We start from the raw sequence: 16,147 nt of genomic DNA on the forward strand, positions 1-16,147 counted from the left end.
TACACCCGGCGGTGGCCTCACCATGGTCCTCACCCTCCGCGCGGGAACGCGCCCCGAGTTTCTCTCCGTACCTTCAGAAAGGCAGGCCTCATGGTGAGTCTCACTGGGGGTGCTCCCCAGGCCCCCAGAGTGCTCGTGGTCGACGACGAGCCACAGATCGTGCGCGCTCTCGTGATCAACCTCAAGGCGCGCAAGTACGTGGTCGAGGCGGCCTACGACGGGGCCACCGCCCTCCAGCTCGCCGCCGCCCGCCACCCCGACGTGGTCGTCCTCGACCTGGGGCTGCCCGACATGGACGGCGTCGAGGTGATCAAGGGGCTGCGTGGCTGGACCCGGGTGCCGATCATCGTGCTGTCGGCCCGGCACTCCTCCGACGAGAAGGTCGAGGCGCTCGACGCGGGCGCCGACGACTACGTCACCAAGCCCTTCGGCATGGACGAACTGCTCGCCCGGCTGCGGGCCGCCGTCCGCCGCGCCGAGCCCGCCGGGGCCGGTGAGGACGAGGTGGTCGTGGAGACCGACGAGTTCACCGTCGACCTCGCCGCGAAGAAGGTCAACCGGGGCGGGAGGGACGTACGGCTCACGCCCACGGAGTGGCATCTGCTGGAGGTGCTGGTGCGCAACACCGGCCGACTGGTCAGCCAGAAGCAGTTGTTGCAGGAGGTGTGGGGGCCGTCGTACGGGACGGAGACGAACTATCTGCGCGTGTACATGGCACAACTGCGGCGGAAGCTGGAGGCGGATCCGTCGCATCCGAAGCACTTCATCACCGAGCCCGGGATGGGTTACCGATTCGAGAAGTGAGTCGCGCCGGGGTCGGTTCGGACCCTGGCACCGGGGTACGTGACGGGGGGTACGTTGCTGTCGGTCCACCCCGGTAGGCTTCAGACATGAGTGCTGTTCCTCGTTCCGAAAAGCCGGTGGGCCGGTTCCGGCGCATGCTCGACCGGCTCTCCTCTTCGCAGGAGGACCTGGAGTCCGAGGAGCTGCGGGAGGACGCCGAGACCGCGGGTTGTACGCGCATCGGTGACTGTCATGACCGACAGATCGTCACGGTTACTGGTACCTTGCGCACGGTCACGCTGCGTCCGCGCGCGGGAGTCCCGGCCCTGGAGGCCGAGTTGTTCGACGGCTCCGCCGCACTGGACGTCGTGTGGCTCGGCAGGCGCTCCATCGTCGGGATAGAACCGGGGCGCAAGCTGATCGCATCGGGCCGGATCTCGATGAGCCGGGGCCGCCGGGTGCTGTTCAACCCCAAGTACGAACTGAGACCCCTCGGACGGGAGTAGCCGGTGACGTCGCTCGACAAGCCGACTGAGCACACCGAAGACACGGAGCACGACAACCGGGCAGTGACGGAGGCCGCGCTGTTCGAGGCCTTCGGCGGCGTGCGGGGCATGATCGAGACGGTGCTGCCGGGCCTCCTCTTCGTGACCATCTACACGATCAACAAGGACCTGCACCTGTCGGCGCTGGCCGCCCTGGGTGTGTCCCTGCTGCTCGTGGTGGTCCGCCTGGCGATGAAGGACACCGTCAAGCACGCCTTCAGCGGTGTCTTCGGCGTGGCCTTCGGTGTCGTCTTCGCGATGATGACCGGCAACGCCAAGGACTTCTACCTGCCGGGCATGCTCTACACCCTGGGCCTGGCGCTGGCGTACATCATCACCACGCTGGCCGGTGTGCCCCTGATCGGCCTGATGCTCGGCCCGGTCTTCAAGGAGAACCTCTCCTGGCGCACCCGCAATCCGGGCCGCAAGAAGGCCTACGCCAAGGCCAGCTGGGCGTGGGGGCTGATCCTGCTCGGCAAGTGCGCGATCCTCTTCCCGCTGTACTGGTGGGCCGACACCACGCAGCTCGGCTGGGTGCTGGTGGCGCTGAAGATCCCGCCCTTCCTGCTGGCGGTGTGGCTGACCTGGGTCTTCCTGGCCAAGGCGCCGCCGCCCATCGATGTCTTCGCCGAGATGGAGGCGGAGGAGCGGCGCCGGGAGGCCGAGGCGCGGGCGGGGGAGTAGCGGCTTCCGGGACGGGTTTCCGGGACGGGTTTCCGGGACGGGTTTCCGGGACGGGTTTTCGGACGGGCTTCCAGGACGGGTTTTCGGACGGGCTTCCGGGACTGTACGAGCGAGGGCGCCCCGCGATCGCGGGGCGCCCTCGGTGTCGTAGCCGACCGGCCCTAGTCCGCCGGGTGTTCCCGGCGCACCGACAGCAGGTCCTCCAGCTGCTCCTCACGGGCCTGCGCGGCCACGAAGAGCAGTTCGTCGCCCGCCTCCAGCGAGTCCTCCTGGGACGGGGTGAGGACGCGGGTGCCGCGGATGATGGTGACCAGGGAGGTGTCCTCGGGCCACTCCACGTCGCCGACCTGGGTTCCGGCCAGGGCCGACTCCTCCGGCAGGGTCAGCTCGACGAGGTTGGCGTCGCCGTGGCTGAAGCGCAGCAGGCGGACCAGGTCGCCGACGCTGACCGCCTCCTCGACCAGGGCCGACATCAGGCGCGGGGTGGAGACGGCGACGTCGACGCCCCAGGCCTCGTTGAACAGCCACTCGTTCTTGGGGTTGTTGACGCGGGCGACGACGCGCGGGACGCCGTACTCCGTCTTGGCCAGCAGGGAGACGACCAGGTTCACCTTGTCGTCGCCCGTCGCGGCGATCACGACGTTGCAGCGCTGGAGCGCCGCCTCGTCCAGGGACGTGATCTCGCAGGCGTCGGCGAGCAGCCACTCCGCCTGCGGGACGCGCTCGACCGAGATGGCGGTCGGCGCCTTGTCGATGAGCAGGACCTCGTGGCCGTTCTCCAGCAGCTCACCGGCGATCGACCGGCCGACCGCGCCGGCTCCGGCAATGGCGACGCGCATCAGTGACCGCCCTCCTTCACGGGGCCCTCGGCGAACGACGCCTCGACCTTCTCGACATCGTCACTGCGCATCATCACGTGCACCAGATCGCCCTCCTGCAACACCGTCTGCGAGGTGGGCAGGATGGCCTCGCCGAGCCGGGTGAGGAACGCCACGCGGACGCCCGTCTCCTCCTGCAGCTTGCTGATCTTGTGGCCGACCCAGGCGCTGGAGGCGTGCACCTCGGCAAGCTGCACGCCACCGGTGGGGTCGCGCCACAGTGGTTCGGAGCCGGACGGCAGCAGCCGGCGCAGCATCTGGTCCGCCGTCCAGCGGACCGTGGCGACCGTCGGGATGCCGAGGCGCTGGTAGACCTCGGCGCGGCGGGGGTCGTAGATGCGGGCCGCGACGTTCTCGACGCCGAACATCTCGCGGGCCACCCGGGCGGCGATGATGTTGGAGTTGTCGCCGCTGGAGACCGCGGCGAAGGCGCCGGCCTCCTCGATGCCCGCCTCGCGCAGGGTGTCCTGGTCGAAGCCGACGCCGGTGACCCTGCGGCCACCGAACGAGGAGCCCAGTCGTCGGAAGGCGGTGGGGTCCTGGTCGATCACGGCGACCGTGTGCCCCTGTTGCTCCAGGGTCTGGGCGAGAGCGGAGCCCACTCTGCCGCAGCCCATGATGACGATGTGCACGACCGTCCTTCCGAGGGTCAGGAGTTGTTGACTTGGCTTGAAACAGGGTCTCAGACCGCCGACCAAGCTACACACGCACGGTCTACGGAGGGCACCCCCGTGCACGGTTCGGGCAGATCAACGGCGGCTGATGCTCCAGACGCTGAGGACGGTGAGGATGCCGAGGCCGACGAGGGCGGCGGTGGCACCGATGAGCTCTGCGGTCGCGGGCATGGGACCTCCGGAGAACGGGGCAGGAAGGCCGTACGAGAAGGGTTTTGTCATATAGGCATGCAGATGGTGGTGTCCGCCGGATCCGTGGTCTGACCTGCCGGGTATTTCACTCGGGGGGCAGATGCGAGGAGGCCGGTGGGCGACCTCCTGTTCGAAGGCTTACGATCCTCTGTTGTGTCCAAACTGACCGACGTGCCCAAACGGATCCTGATCGGGCGCGCGCTGCGCAGTGACCGGTTGGGGGAAACACTCCTGCCGAAGCGCGTCGCACTCCCCGTCTTCGCCTCCGACCCGCTCTCCTCCGTGGCGTACGCACCCGGCGAGGTGCTGCTGGTCCTGTCCATCGCGGGCGTGTCGGCGTACCACTTCAGCCCCTGGATCGCCGCCGCGGTCGTCGTGCTGATGTTCACGGTCGTCGCCTCCTACCGGCAGAACGTGCGCGCCTACCCGAGCGGCGGCGGCGACTACGAGGTCGCGACCACCAACCTCGGCCGCAAGGCCGGCCTCACCGTCGCCAGCGCCCTGCTCGTCGACTACGTCCTGACCGTAGCCGTCTCCATCTCCTCCGGCATCGAGAACCTCGGCTCGGCGATCCCGTTCGTCGTCGAGCACAAGGTGTTCTGCGCGATGGCCGTGATCCTGCTGCTGACCCTGATGAACCTGCGCGGGGTCAGGGAGTCGGGCACGCTGTTCGCGATTCCGACGTACGTCTTCGTCACGGGCGTCTTCCTCATGATCGCCTGGGGTTCCTTCCGCGGCCTGGTGCTGGACGACACCATGCGGGCGCCGACGGCGGGCTATGAGATCAAGCCCGAGCACGAGGGCCTGGCCGGGTTCGCCCTGCTGTTCCTTCTGCTGCGGGCCTTCTCCTCCGGCTGCGCCGCGCTCACCGGCGTCGAGGCGATCTCCAACGGCGTCCCCGCCTTCCGCAAGCCCAAGTCGCGCAACGCCGCGACCACGCTGGCGCTGATGGGCCTGCTGGCCGTCACCATGTTCTGCGGCATCATCGGCCTGGCCATGGCCTCCAACGTCCGGATGGCCGAGCACCCGGCCCAGGACCTGCTCGACAAGGGCGTCCCGGTCGGCCCCGACTACGTCCAGAACCCGGTGATCACACAGGTCGCCGAGGCGGTCTTCGGCAAGGGCAGCCTCCTGTTCATCATGCTGGCCGCGGCGACCGCGCTGGTGCTGTTCCTCGCCGCGAACACCGCGTACAACGGCTTCCCGGTGCTCGGCTCGATCCTCGCCCAGGACCGCTACCTGCCGCGCCAGCTGCACACGCGCGGCGACCGCCTCGCCTTCTCCAACGGCATCGTGCTGCTGGCCGGCGCCGCCGCGCTGCTGGTGTGGATCTACGAGGCCGACTCCACGCGGCTGATCCAGCTCTACATCGTCGGCGTGTTCGTGTCCTTCACGCTCAGCCAGACCGGCATGGTCCGCCACTGGAACCGTCACCTGGCCGTCGAGAAGGACCCCGCCAAGCGCCGCCACATGATCCGCTCCCGTGCGATCAACGCCTTCGGCGCCTTCTTCACGGCCCTGGTCCTGGTCGTCGTCCTGGTCACCAAGTTCAGCCACGGCGCCTGGGTCGCGCTGCTCGGCATGGTGATCTTCTACGTGATGATGACCGCGATCCGCCGCCACTACGACCATGTGTCCCGGGAGCTCGCCGCCCCCGAGGGCCCGAGCGACGACAGCGTCCGCCCGTCCCGCGTCCACTCGGTCGTCCTGATCTCCAAGATCCACCGCCCCACGCTGCGCGCTCTGGCCTACGCCAAGCTGCTGCGCTCGGACACCCTTGAGGCACTCAGCGTCAACGTCGACCCGGCCGACACCAAGGTGCTGCGCGAGGAGTGGGAACGGCGTGGGATCGACGTACCGCTGAAGGTGCTGGACTCGCCGTACCGCGAGGTCACGCGGCCGGTCATCGAGTACGTGAAGGGCCTGCGGCGGCAGTCGCCGCGTGATGTGGTGTCCGTGATCATCCCGGAGTACGTGGTCGGGCACTGGTACGAGCATCTGCTGCACAACCAGAGCGCGTTGCGGCTGAAGGGGCGGCTGCTGTTCACGCCGGGCGTGATGGTGACGTCGGTGCCCTACCAGCTGGCGTCGTCGGAGGCGGCGAAGAAGCGCGCCAGGAAGCGGCAGGAGTGGAACGCGCCCGGGTCGGTGCGGCGGGGGCCGGCGCAGGAGCGGCCCAGGGAGCCCAGCGGCCGGGACTGAGGGGTGCGGTGAGCACGTAGACTGGTGGGCTGTTGTCCGGTGGTACCTCTCTCGTAGCCGGTGGTACCTCTCCCGTGTCCGGTCGTACCACTTTCGTATCCGGTCGGACCTTCCCTCGTATATGGAGCGCCCCCGCCATGCAGGCTGAATCGAAGAAACCGCAGGTGGGGTCGCTCGTCGGGGAGGAGTACGAGGTCGAGGTCGGCCCCGTCGCCCATGGCGGGCACTGCATCGCGCGCACCGAGTCGGGACAGGTGCTGTTCGTCCGGCACACGCTGCCCGGTGAACGGGTCGTCGCCCGGGTGACCGAGGGCGAGGAGGGCGCGCGTTTCCTGCGGGCGGACGCGGTCGAGGTGCTGTCGGCGTCCAAGGACCGCATCGAGGCGCCCTGCCCCTACGCCGGGCCCGGCCGGTGCGGCGGCTGCGACTGGCAGCACGCCAAGCCGGGGGCGCAGCGACGGCTGAAGGGCGAGGTGATCGCCGAGCAGCTGCGGCGGCTCGCGGGTCTCACGCCGGAGGAGGTCGGCTGGGACGGCACGGTCATGCCGGCCGAGGGCGACAAGCTTCCGGCGGGGCAGGTGCCGCAGTGGCGGACGCGGGTGCAGTACGCGGTGGACGCCTCGGGGCGCGCGGGTCTGCGTCGGCACCGGTCGCACGAGGTGGAGCCGATCGACCACTGCATGATCGCCGCCGAGGGGGTCAGCGAGCTGGGCGTCGAGAAGCGTGAGTGGCCCGGCATGGCGTCGATCGAGGCGATCGCGGCGACGGGGTCGCAGGACCGGCAGGTGATTCTGACGCCGCGGCCGGGGGCGCGGCTGCCGATCGTGGAGCTGGACCGGCCGGTGTCGGTGATGAGGGTCGGCGAGAAGGACGGCGGCGTCCACCGCGTCCACGGCCGCCCGTTCGTCCGCGAGCGCGCGGACGGCCGTACGTACCGGGTCGGGGCCGGTGGCTTCTGGCAGGTCCATCCGAAGGCGGCGGACACGCTGGTGACGGCGGTCATGCAGGGCCTGCTGCCGCGCAAGGGCGACACGGCGCTCGACCTGTACTGCGGCGTCGGCCTGTTCGCGGGCGCGCTCGCCGACCGGGTCGGGGAGAAGGGCGCGGTCCTCGGCATCGAGTCCGGCAAGCGGGCCGTGGAGGACGCGCGACACAACCTCGCCGAGTTTCCGCGGGTGCGGATCGAGCAGGGCAAGGTCGAGACGGTCCTGCCGCGCACGGGGATCACCGAGGTCGACCTCATCGTCCTCGATCCGCCGCGGGCGGGGGCGGGGCGGAAGACGGTGGAGCATCTGGCGTCGTTGGGGGCTCGGCGGATCGCGTATGTGGCCTGCGATCCGGCGGCGTTGGCGCGGGACTTGGGGTACTTCCGGGACGGGGGGTATCGGGTGCGGATGCTGCGGGCGTTCGATCTGTTTCCGATGACCTCGCACGTGGAGTGCGTGGCGATTCTCGAACCTGCCGCAAAGGGCGTCTGACCTGCTAGTTTCTCCGGTTCCCCGGGGAGGGGCGGGGTAGGCCGACCTGTTTTCGTGGCTGCGTGACGTGGAACTTCTCGCGGAACGTGGGCATGCGGCTGGCGTGCAGTCCCGTGGAATGGCGTACGGATGGCGGGCGAATGCGTTCTCGCGACTCGGAGAGGCAGGAGCGGCAACCGTCGCGACGCTCGTTCGACGCCGGTGTTCGGAGCATCAGATGGGCGGCGGACGGCCGGTAGGTCGACGGCCAGGCACGGCAGGGTGAGGCGCGCGCGGAGACGGACGCGACCACGAGGACCAGGACGGCCACCTGGCGAACCGCCTTCCTTGCTGCCCGAATACGGCTGCCTGCAGTCGTCCGAGGAGCGACGTCGCCTGCGGGGGCGTCCCTGCTCGGTCCGGAGCCCGGGACAACGGCAGACGACCGTGCCCTGGACGGGTGTACAAGCCGCCACCTGGGAGCCGCCCACCACACCTGCGCCATTGCCCCGATGCGACCAGCCGAGGCGCCCGGTACGGTCGTCGACCAGTACGGCCGCGTCCACGGCATTTCGGGGCTCCGTGTGGCCGATACGTCGATTCTCCGGCAATCCCTCGCGGGCCTCGGCGGTGCGGTCACGCCTGGGCCCGGTCAGGCCGGGCTGCCACTGCCGGGCAGGCTCGGGGCGGCGGCGCAGAGCTCGACCCACACGGCGCACGATCTTGGAGGACCTGTTCGCGGGGCCTGGGACTGGGTTGCCCGCGGTCGGGGTCTTGGTGGGCCACAGTACAGGGCCTGGCCGAGGTGGTTGCCGAGTTGAGGGCCATCGTGATCGAGGCCGATCTTCGTCCGGTACCGGCGTGCGCCGTCCAGGCCCCCGGTGTGGGGGCTCGCGGTGCAGGCCGAGCCTCCGCCGGAGCCTGGTGCAGGCTGGGTCTTGACAGGAGGCTGCTCTGGAGCTTCCCTCTTCATGTTGCGTATCACGCTACTGTTGTGTGATGAGCAACCATCAGTCATGGTATGGCTCTGATTCCCTACACCGCGGAGTAGCGCTACAGATGACTCGCAAGCCACCTGTTGAGGACCCGGGCGACGGCCGTCTGAGGGTCGAGCCCCCGAAGGAGTACGCCGCGGGCATCCCCGCGGTGACCTCCTCGCTGCGGCACGCCGGCGAGCAGATGGGGGCCCGCCGCAGCCTGCTCACTCTGCTCTGGGTCAATCAGAAGGAGGGCTTCGACTGCCCCGGCTGCGCCTGGCCCGAGCCGGAGCACCGGCACAAGGCGGAGTTCTGTGAGAACGGCGCCAAGGCCGTGGCCGAGGAGGCCACCGTTCGCCGGGTCACCCCGGACTTCTTCGCCGAGAACGCCTTGGAGGATCTGCTGCCCCGTACCGATTACTGGCTCGGGCAGCAAGGTCGCCTCACCCACCCCATGTACCGCCCGGCGGGAGGCGACCGCTATCAAGCCATCTCCTGGGACGACGCGTTCGCCGTGATCGCCCGCGAACTCGCCGCGCTCGACCACCCCGGCCAGGCCGCCTTCTACACCTCCGGACGGGCGAGCAACGAGGCCGCGTTCCTCTATCAGCTCTTCGTCCGGGGCTTCGGTACCAACAACCTGCCGGACTGCTCCAACATGTGCCACGAGTCCAGCGGTTCGGCGCTGACGGAGACCATCGGCATCGGTAAGGGCAGTGTCCGCCTGGACGACCTCTACGAGGCCGATCTCATCCTCGTGGTCGGCCAGAACCCCGGCACCAACCACCCCCGCATGCTCTCCGCGCTGGAGAAGGCCAAGCGGAGGGGAGCCTGCGTCATCGCGGTTAACCCTCTGCCCGAGGCCGGGCTGCTGCGGTTCAAGAACCCCCAGCGGGCTTCCGGCATCATCGGAGGCGGTACACGGCTTGCGGATCAGTTCCTGCAGATCAGGCTGGGCGGCGACCAGGCGCTGTTCCAGGCCTTCAACCGCATGCTGCTGGAGGCGGAGGACGCGGCGCCCGGCACCTGCCTGGACGCCTCCTTCATCGAGCGGTACACCCATGGCTTCGAGGAGTTCGCCGAGCACGCCCGCAAGGCGTCGTGGGACGAGATCCTTCAGGCCACCGGTCTGCCCGAGGAGGAGATCCGGACCGCGTTCCGCCAGGTGCTGGCCGCCGACAAGATCGTCGTCTGCTGGGCGATGGGACTCACCCAGCACAAGCACTCCGTGCCCACCATCCGGGACGTCGTCAACTTCCTTCTGCTGCGCGGCAACATCGGCCGCCCGGGCGCCGGCCTGTGCCCGGTGCGCGGCCACTCCAACGTGCAGGGCGACCGCACGATGGGCATCTACGAGAAGCCGGACGACGCCTTCCTGGACCGGCTTGGCGCCGAGTTCGCCTTCACGCCCCCGCGCCACCACGGCCATGACGCGGTCGACAGCATCCGCGCCATGCGCGATGGTGACGTACGGGTCTTCGTCGCGCTGGGCGGCAACTTCGTCGCCGCAGCTCCCGACACCGACCTGACCGAGCAGGCGCTGCGCCGGTGCCGCCTCACCGTCCAGATCTCGACCAAGCTCAACCGCTCGCACGTCATCGCCGGGGAGCAGGCCCTCATCCTCCCGTGCCTCGGCCGGACCGAGGCCGATCTACGGCCGACCGGGCCCCAGCTGGTCACGGTGGAGGACTCCATGGGCATGGTGCACCTCTCGCGGGGGCGGCTCGCGCCCGCGTCCGAGCACCTGCTGAGCGAGGTCGCGATCATCTGCCGGATGGCACGGGCCGCGCTCGGGGAAGCGGGCCCGCGGGTGCCGTGGGAGGAGTTCGAGGCGGACTACGACCGTATCCGCGACCGCATCGAACGCGTGATCCCCGGCTTTGAGGACTTCAACGCCCGGGTACGGCGGCCGGGCGGCTTCGCCCTGCCCCACCCGCCCCGCGACGAGCGCCGGTTCACCACCGCCACCGGCCTGGCCAACTTCACGGTCAACCAGCTGGAGAGCCCCGAGGTCCCGCCGGGCCGGCTGCTGCTGCAGACGCTGCGCTCCCACGACCAGTACAACACCACCATCTACGGCCTGGACGACCGCTACCGCGGCATCCACCAGGGCCGCCGCGTCCTCTTCCTGCACCCCGACGACCTCACCGACCGAGGCCTCGCCGAAGGGGACCTCGTCGACATCGTCAGCGAGTACGAGGACGGCGTGGAGCGCAGGGCACCGTCCTTCCGGGTCGTGCCGTACCCGACGCCGCGCGGGTGCTGCGCCGCCTATTTCCCCGAGACCAACGTCCTCGTACCCCTGGACTCCACGGCTGCCGTCAGCAACACGCCCACGTCGAAGTCCATCGTCGTCCGACTGGAACCGGTGTCCGCCGACGCCTAGGCCCAGCCGCCCAACGGCGGGCGCGCATCGGCCCGCCGTTCGCACGTTCCCCTCCGGAAAAGTGGTGACCGATGAGCGGACGCCTGTACGACCTCGCCCCGCTGGCCCGCTTCGGCGGGCTCCTCGCCACCGACCTCCGGGACGTGACCAGCGATCCCGCGGCCCTGGAGTCCACCGGGTTCTGGGCCGTGGTCGCCGGCTTCGAGGGGCGCCTGGTCTGCGCGCGCTTCGGTGACGTACGCCGGGCGCCCGTGCCCGCCGTCGAGCCCGGCGCGTGGCGCGGGCCGGACCCGGACGCCTGGACGTCCTCCCTCGACCGGGCCGCCTACACCGCAGGGGTCCGGCGCATCCGCGAGCACATCGCGGCCGGCGAGGTGTACCAGGCCAACCTGTGCCGCGTCCTGTCCGCACCGCTGCCCGACCCGGAGCGCGCCGATGTCGACGCCCTCACCGCCTTAGGGGTCCTTGCACTATGCCCGCCCGGGTCGCGCGGCCTGGCACCGCACCTCGCCGCGTTGCCGAAACGCCCAGGTAGCTCCGCTACCAGGGCGCTCCGGCGCCTTGCGATGCACGGCACCAGACCACGCGACCTGATCGGACGCTCATAGTGCAAGGACCCCTTACTGGCGCACGGTAACCCCGCGCCGTACGCCGGCACCGTGCGCCTCCCCGCGCACGGCGTGGAGATCGCCACTGCCTCGCCCGAGCTCTACCTCAGCCGGGACGGCCGTACGGTCGAGTCCGGCCCGATCAAGGGCACCGGTCGCACCGCCGCGGACCTCCTCGACAAGGACCACGCCGAGAACGTCATGATCGTGGACCTGGTCCGTAACGACCTGGGACGCGTCTGCGCCACCGGCTCCGTGACCGTCCCCGACCTGTGCGCCGTCGAGGCACACCCCGGCCTGGTGCACCTGGTGTCCACCGTGCGGGGCGAGCTCGCCGAACACGCCGGACGGCCGGAGCTGCTCGCCGACACCTTCCCGCCCGGGTCCGTCACGGGCGCCCCCAAATCCAGCGCGCTGCGCATCATCGCGGCGCTGGAGACCGCGCCCCGCGGCCCGTACTGCGGCGGCGTGGGCTGGGTCGACGCCGACCGCGGCACGGCTCAACTCGCCGTGGGCATCCGCACGTTCTGGATCGACCGCACCGCTCCTGGCGGTCCGTTGCTGTGCTTCGGTACCGGGGCCGGGATCACCTGGGGCTCCGATCCCGAGCGCGAGTGGTCCGAGACCCGGCTGAAAGCGCGGCGGCTGCTCACGGTGGCGTCGGATGCGTACCGGCGCGGCCTGCGCATGCCCTCCCGCGCGGGCAGCTGACGGTTCGGCCGGTGGGCGTCGCCGCGCGCGGCCGTCCGTGGTGACGGGTCGGTTGCGGTCGGACAACTCCGCACGCCGACCCCTTGACAGCCCTCCCCGGGACCCAGATGGTTGTTGCCCATAGTGAATGCCGATGCATTATTCGCAACGACGCACCATGGCGGCCGCTTCGCCTCCACTTCTCTCGTCGTTCTCCCATCCGCTCCGGCGTGCCGGGTCAGGCGGAATCACCGACGAGTTCCCCCGTCGTCGTCCGCGACAAAAACTCCACTGCCGTCTGTGGAAAGGACGAGCTGATGTACAAAACCCTCGAAAGGGATGGGAGTCGTAGTCATCCCGTCGAAGCGGATCCGCCAGAAAGCCCGGCGGCATCCGCCGGGCCTGGGACCGACCTGATCGTCTTCGGTGTCGCCGCGGTCATCACGCTCGCCTTCGTCGTGTGGGGTGCCGTCGCGACCGACACGCTGGAGAGCGTGTCCGGGAAGCTGCTGGACGGGACCATCCGCAACGGCGGCTGGGCCTTCGTCCTCGCCGCCTCGGGCTTCGTGGTCTTCGCTCTCTGTCTGGCGATCAGCCGTTACGGGCGGATCACTTTGGGCAAGGAGGGTGAGCAGCCCGAGTTCCGCACGGTCTCGTGGATCGCCATGATGTTCAGCGCGGGCATGGGCATCGGCCTGATGTTCTACGGCGTGAGCGAGCCGCTGTCCCACTTCGTCACGCCGCCGCCGGGCACCAACCCGGCCGACGCCAACGAGGCCATGGAGACCGCCATGGCCACCACCCTCTTCCACTGGACGCTGCATCCGTGGGCGATGTACGCGGTGGTCGGTCTGGCCATCGCCTACAGCACCTTCCGGCGCGGCCGCCGGCAGCTGATCAGTGCTGTGTTCACCCCGCTGATCGGCGAGAAGCGGGCGAACGGGTGGGGTGGCCGGATCATCGACATCCTCGCCATCTTCGCCACCCTCTTCGGCTCTGCGGCCTCCCTGGGGCTCGGTGCCCTGCAGATCGGCAGCGGCTTCACCGGACTGGGCTGGATGGGATCCGTCGGCACCGGCCTGCTGGTCGCCGTGATCGCGGTGCTGACCGTGGCGTTCGTCGCCTCGGCGGTGTCCGGGATCGCCAAGGGCATCCAATGGCTGTCCAACATCAACATGGTGCTGGCGGTGAGCCTGGCGGTCTTCGTGTTCCTCGTCGGGCCGACCATTTTCATCCTCGACCTGCTGCCCACCTCCATCGGCGCCTTCCTCGGCGACCTGACCCAGATGGCAGGGCGAACCGAGGCGTCGAGCGGCGAGGGCGTCGGCGACTGGCTGGCCGGCTGGACGGTCTTCTACTGGGCCTGGTGGATCTCCTGGACGCCCTTCGTCGGCATGTTCATCGCGCGCATCAGCCGCGGCCGGACCATCCGGCAGTTCGTCGGCGGGGTCATCCTGGTGCCCAGCACCGTCAGTCTGCTGTGGTTCGCCGTCTTCGGCGGCTCGGCGATGCACCTCCAGGACGAGAAGCGCCTCAGCGACGCCTCGACCGCCCAGGGCCAGCTCTTCGACGTGCTCCAGCAGTACCCGGTCGCCACGGTGACGAGCGTGGTCGTGATGATCCTCGTCGGGATCTTCTTCGTCTCCGGCGCCGACGCCTCCTCGATCGTGATGGGTACGCTCTCGCAGCGCGGGTCCCTGGAACCGACCCGTGGTGTCGTCGTCTTCTGGGGTGTGCTGACCGGAGCCGTCGCCGCGATCATGCTCCTCATCGGTGGCGGCAAGGGCGACGCGCTCACCGGACTGCAGAACCTGACCATTCTCGCGGCGGCGCCCTTCACCCTGGTGATGGTCGGCCTGTGTATCGCGCTCACCCGCGATCTGCGCCAGGATCCGCTCATCATCCGTGGGCGCAAGGGCAAGGAAGCCATCGAAACGGCCGTCATCACCGGCCACGAGAAGTACGACGGCGACTTCGAGCTGCGCATCGGCCCCGCGGCGTGCAACGACAGCACGGAGTCCACGCAGTCCCAGCAGTCCACGGAGGCCACGGAGGCCACGGAGACGACATCCTCCTCCCCCCGCTGAGGTCGGCGGGACCCGCGCCCGGCGGGGTCGTGAACCGGCATGTGCGGTCACGGCCCCGCCGGGCGTTCGCGCTGTTCCGCCGGAATCACGCCGGCTGAGGGAACCCCGTCGAGCTGCTTGACCCCCGGTCGGCACTCCACGATGCTGTGTTGCGACACATGAGATGTGTGCCGTAATGAGCAACATCAGATGGGTATCTGATTCAAGTCTCGACCAGCCGAGGAGTGGCCATGACGCACCAGGTCCGTGCTGTCGTCGCGCGGGGCAAGGGCGCCCCCGTCAGCCTGGAGACGATCATCGTGCCTGACCCGGGTCCGGGTGAGGCGCTGGTGAAGATCGAGGCCTGCGGGGTCTGTCACACCGATCTGCACTATCGCGAGGGCGGCATCAACGACGACTTCCCGTTCCTGCTGGGCCACGAGGCCGCGGGTGTCGTGGAGTCGGTGGGGGAGGGCGTCGTCGACGTCGCCCCCGGGGACTTCGTCATCCTCAACTGGCGTGCGGTGTGCGGGCAGTGCCGGGCCTGCCTGCGCGGACGGCCGTGGTACTGCTTCAGCACCCACAACGCGAAGCAGAAGATGACCCTGACCGACGGCACCGAACTGTCGCCGGCCCTGGGCATCGGCGCCTTCGCGGAGAAGACGCTGGTCGCGGCCGGGCAGTGCACCAAGGTCGACCCGACCGCGTCGGCGGCCGCCGCCGGTCTGCTGGGGTGCGGCGTGATGGCGGGCATCGGCGCGGCCATCAACACCGGCAACGTCGGCCGGGGCGACTCGGTCGCCGTCATCGGCTGCGGCGGTGTCGGGGCCGCGGCGATCGCCGGGGCGAACCTGGCGGGCGCGGCGAAGGTCATCGCGGTCGACATCGACGACCGCAAGCTGGAGACGGCCTCGAAGCTGGGCGCGACCCACACCGTCAACTCCAAGTCCACCGACGCGGTCGAGGCGATCCGCGAGCTGACCGGCGGCCACGGGGCGGACGTCGTCATCGAGGCGGTCGGCCGCCCGGAGACGTACAAGCAGGCCTTCTACGCCCGCGACCTCGCCGGCACCGTCGTCCTGGTCGGCGTACCGACCCCGGAGATGAAGCTCGAACTGCCGCTGCTGGACGTCTTCGGCCGCGGCGGGTCCCTGAAGTCCTCCTGGTACGGCGACTGCCTGCCGAGCCGCGACTTCCCGATGCTCATCGACCTCTACCTCCAGGGCCGCCTGGACCTCGACGCCTTCGTCACCGAGACCATCCAGCTCGACGAGGTCGAGAAGGCCTTCGAGCGGATGCACCACGGCGACGTCCTGCGCTCGGTGGTGGTCCTCTGATGGCCGCCCGCATCGAACACCTCGTCACCTCGGGGACGTTCTCGCTGGACGGCGGCACCTGGGACGTCGACAACAACGTGTGGATCGTCGGCGACGACACCGAGGCGATCGTCATCGACGCCGCGCACGACGCCGAGGCCATCGCCCGAGCGGTCGGCGACCGGCGCCTCACCGCGATCGTGTGCACGCACGCGCACAACGACCACATCGACGCCGCGCCCGAACTCGCCGCGCGCACGGGTGCCCCGGTCCTCCTCCACCCGGACGACCTGCCGCTGTGGAAGCAGACCCACCCCGACCGGGCGCCGGACGCCGAACTGACCGACGGCCAGGGCCTGTCGGTGGCCGGCATCGAGCTGACCGTGCTGCACACGCCCGGCCACGCCCCTGGGGCGGTCTGCCTGTACGGACCGGCCCTGGAGGCCCTCTTCAGCGGCGACACCCTGTTCGCCGGCGGGCCGGGGGCGACCGGACGGTCGTACAGCCACTTTCCGACCATCATCGACTCGATCCGGGACCGGCTGCTGACGCTGCCGGGAGACACCGTCGTGCACACCGGACACGGTGATACGACGACCATCGCCGCGGAGGCCCCGCACCTCCAGGAGTGGGTCGACCGCGGCTTCTGACGCCCACCGGCGACCCTTGAGTGCCCGCCGTGTCGGCTC

At 69.9% G+C, this 16,147-nt stretch carries 12 protein-coding genes and 2 pseudogenes; 12 read left to right on the top strand and 2 right to left on the bottom strand.

What is annotated here, in order from left to right:
- The first annotated feature begins 90 nt into the window (after positions 1–90).
- The 3 genes from KWI83_RS08055 (at position 91) to KWI83_RS08065 (ending at position 2,012) form a co-directional block, all read left to right on the top strand.
- Positions 91–804: a response regulator gene (locus KWI83_RS08055; RefSeq protein ID WP_218513602.1), complete on the top strand. Its 714-nt coding sequence runs from the start codon at positions 91–93 to the stop codon at positions 802–804.
- Positions 805–890: 86 nt separating this feature from the next.
- Positions 891–1,289, top strand: coding sequence for an OB-fold nucleic acid binding domain-containing protein (locus KWI83_RS08060; RefSeq protein WP_105968602.1), 399 nt, complete (start codon positions 891–893; stop codon positions 1,287–1,289).
- 3 nt (positions 1,290–1,292) lie between these two features.
- Positions 1,293–2,012, top strand: a complete 720-nt coding sequence (locus KWI83_RS08065; RefSeq protein WP_218513603.1) for a DUF3159 domain-containing protein — start codon at positions 1,293–1,295, stop codon at positions 2,010–2,012.
- 161 nt (positions 2,013–2,173) lie between these two features.
- On the opposite strand, the gene KWI83_RS08070 is transcribed toward KWI83_RS08065, so the two are convergent.
- Together KWI83_RS08070 and KWI83_RS08075 are read right to left on the bottom strand one after the other, a co-directional pair.
- A complete protein-coding gene (locus tag KWI83_RS08070) occupies positions 2,174–2,851 on the bottom strand; it encodes a TrkA family potassium uptake protein (protein ID WP_218513604.1) in 678 nt (225 codons plus the stop codon).
- The gene (locus tag KWI83_RS08075) at positions 2,851–3,522 is read right to left on the bottom strand and encodes a TrkA family potassium uptake protein (protein WP_196458503.1); all 672 of its coding nucleotides are present in this window, start codon (positions 3,520–3,522) and stop codon (positions 2,851–2,853) included. Before KWI83_RS08075 ends, KWI83_RS08070 begins: the two co-directional genes overlap by 1 nt.
- 387 nt (positions 3,523–3,909) lie before the next feature.
- Here KWI83_RS08075 and KWI83_RS08080 point away from each other — a divergent pair, with 387 nt between their 5' ends.
- The 9 genes and pseudogenes from KWI83_RS08080 to KWI83_RS08120 all read left to right on the top strand — a co-directional run bounded on the left by KWI83_RS08080 (position 3,910) and on the right by KWI83_RS08120 (position 16,108).
- Positions 3,910–5,958 (top strand): APC family permease, encoded by a 2,049-nt coding sequence (locus KWI83_RS08080; RefSeq protein WP_218513605.1) that lies wholly within the window; start codon positions 3,910–3,912, stop codon positions 5,956–5,958.
- 137 nt (positions 5,959–6,095) lie between these two features.
- Entirely contained in the window at positions 6,096–7,436 is a 1,341-nt protein-coding gene (locus KWI83_RS08085; protein WP_218513606.1) for a class I SAM-dependent RNA methyltransferase, read from the top strand.
- 389 nt (positions 7,437–7,825) lie between these two features.
- Complete coding sequence (locus tag KWI83_RS08090; RefSeq protein WP_374106284.1) at positions 7,826–8,236, top strand: GMC oxidoreductase; 411 nt, start codon at positions 7,826–7,828, stop codon at positions 8,234–8,236.
- 238 nt (positions 8,237–8,474) lie between these two features.
- Positions 8,475–10,778 carry an FdhF/YdeP family oxidoreductase gene (locus KWI83_RS08095; RefSeq protein ID WP_218513607.1) on the top strand — a complete coding sequence of 768 codons (2,304 nt, stop codon included), beginning with the start codon at positions 8,475–8,477 and terminating at the stop codon, positions 10,776–10,778.
- A gap of 71 nt (positions 10,779–10,849) precedes the next feature.
- A pseudogene (locus KWI83_RS08100) lies at positions 10,850–11,233 on the top strand (anthranilate synthase component I family protein); the annotation flags it as partial.
- Positions 11,234–11,398: 165 nt separating this feature from the next.
- A pseudogene (locus KWI83_RS08105) lies at positions 11,399–12,097 on the top strand (chorismate-binding protein); the annotation flags it as partial.
- Between the two features lie 296 nt (positions 12,098–12,393).
- A complete protein-coding gene (locus tag KWI83_RS08110; RefSeq protein ID WP_218513608.1) occupies positions 12,394–14,163 on the top strand; it encodes a BCCT family transporter in 1,770 nt (589 codons plus the stop codon).
- 230 nt (positions 14,164–14,393) lie between these two features.
- Positions 14,394–15,479: an S-(hydroxymethyl)mycothiol dehydrogenase gene (locus KWI83_RS08115; RefSeq protein ID WP_218513609.1), complete on the top strand. Its 1,086-nt coding sequence runs from the start codon at positions 14,394–14,396 to the stop codon at positions 15,477–15,479.
- Positions 15,479–16,108 (top strand): MBL fold metallo-hydrolase, encoded by a 630-nt coding sequence (locus KWI83_RS08120; protein WP_218513610.1) that lies wholly within the window; start codon positions 15,479–15,481, stop codon positions 16,106–16,108. Before KWI83_RS08115 ends, KWI83_RS08120 begins: the two co-directional genes overlap by 1 nt.
- Positions 16,109–16,147: the final 39 nt, after the last annotated feature.

Origin of the sequence: Streptomyces sp. TRM70350 (assembly GCF_019219825.1) — a bacterium.
Taxonomy (GTDB): Bacteria; Actinomycetota; Actinomycetes; order Streptomycetales; family Streptomycetaceae; genus Streptomyces.

Coding starts and splice junctions, on each gene's coding strand:
- KWI83_RS08070 (WP_218513604.1), bottom strand. CDS start 2,851: ATGCGCGTCGCCATTGCCGGAGCCGGCGCGGTCGGCCGGTCGATCGCC.
- KWI83_RS08110 (WP_218513608.1), top strand. CDS start 12,394: ATGTACAAAACCCTCGAAAGGGATGGGAGTCGTAGTCATCCCGTCGAA.
- KWI83_RS08115 (WP_218513609.1), top strand. CDS start 14,394: ATGACGCACCAGGTCCGTGCTGTCGTCGCGCGGGGCAAGGGCGCCCCC.
- KWI83_RS08095 (WP_218513607.1), top strand. CDS start 8,475: ATGACTCGCAAGCCACCTGTTGAGGACCCGGGCGACGGCCGTCTGAGG.
- KWI83_RS08060 (WP_105968602.1), top strand. CDS start 891: ATGAGTGCTGTTCCTCGTTCCGAAAAGCCGGTGGGCCGGTTCCGGCGC.
- KWI83_RS08085 (WP_218513606.1), top strand. CDS start 6,096: ATGCAGGCTGAATCGAAGAAACCGCAGGTGGGGTCGCTCGTCGGGGAG.
- KWI83_RS08120 (WP_218513610.1), top strand. CDS start 15,479: ATGGCCGCCCGCATCGAACACCTCGTCACCTCGGGGACGTTCTCGCTG.
- KWI83_RS08055 (WP_218513602.1), top strand. CDS start 91: ATGGTGAGTCTCACTGGGGGTGCTCCCCAGGCCCCCAGAGTGCTCGTG.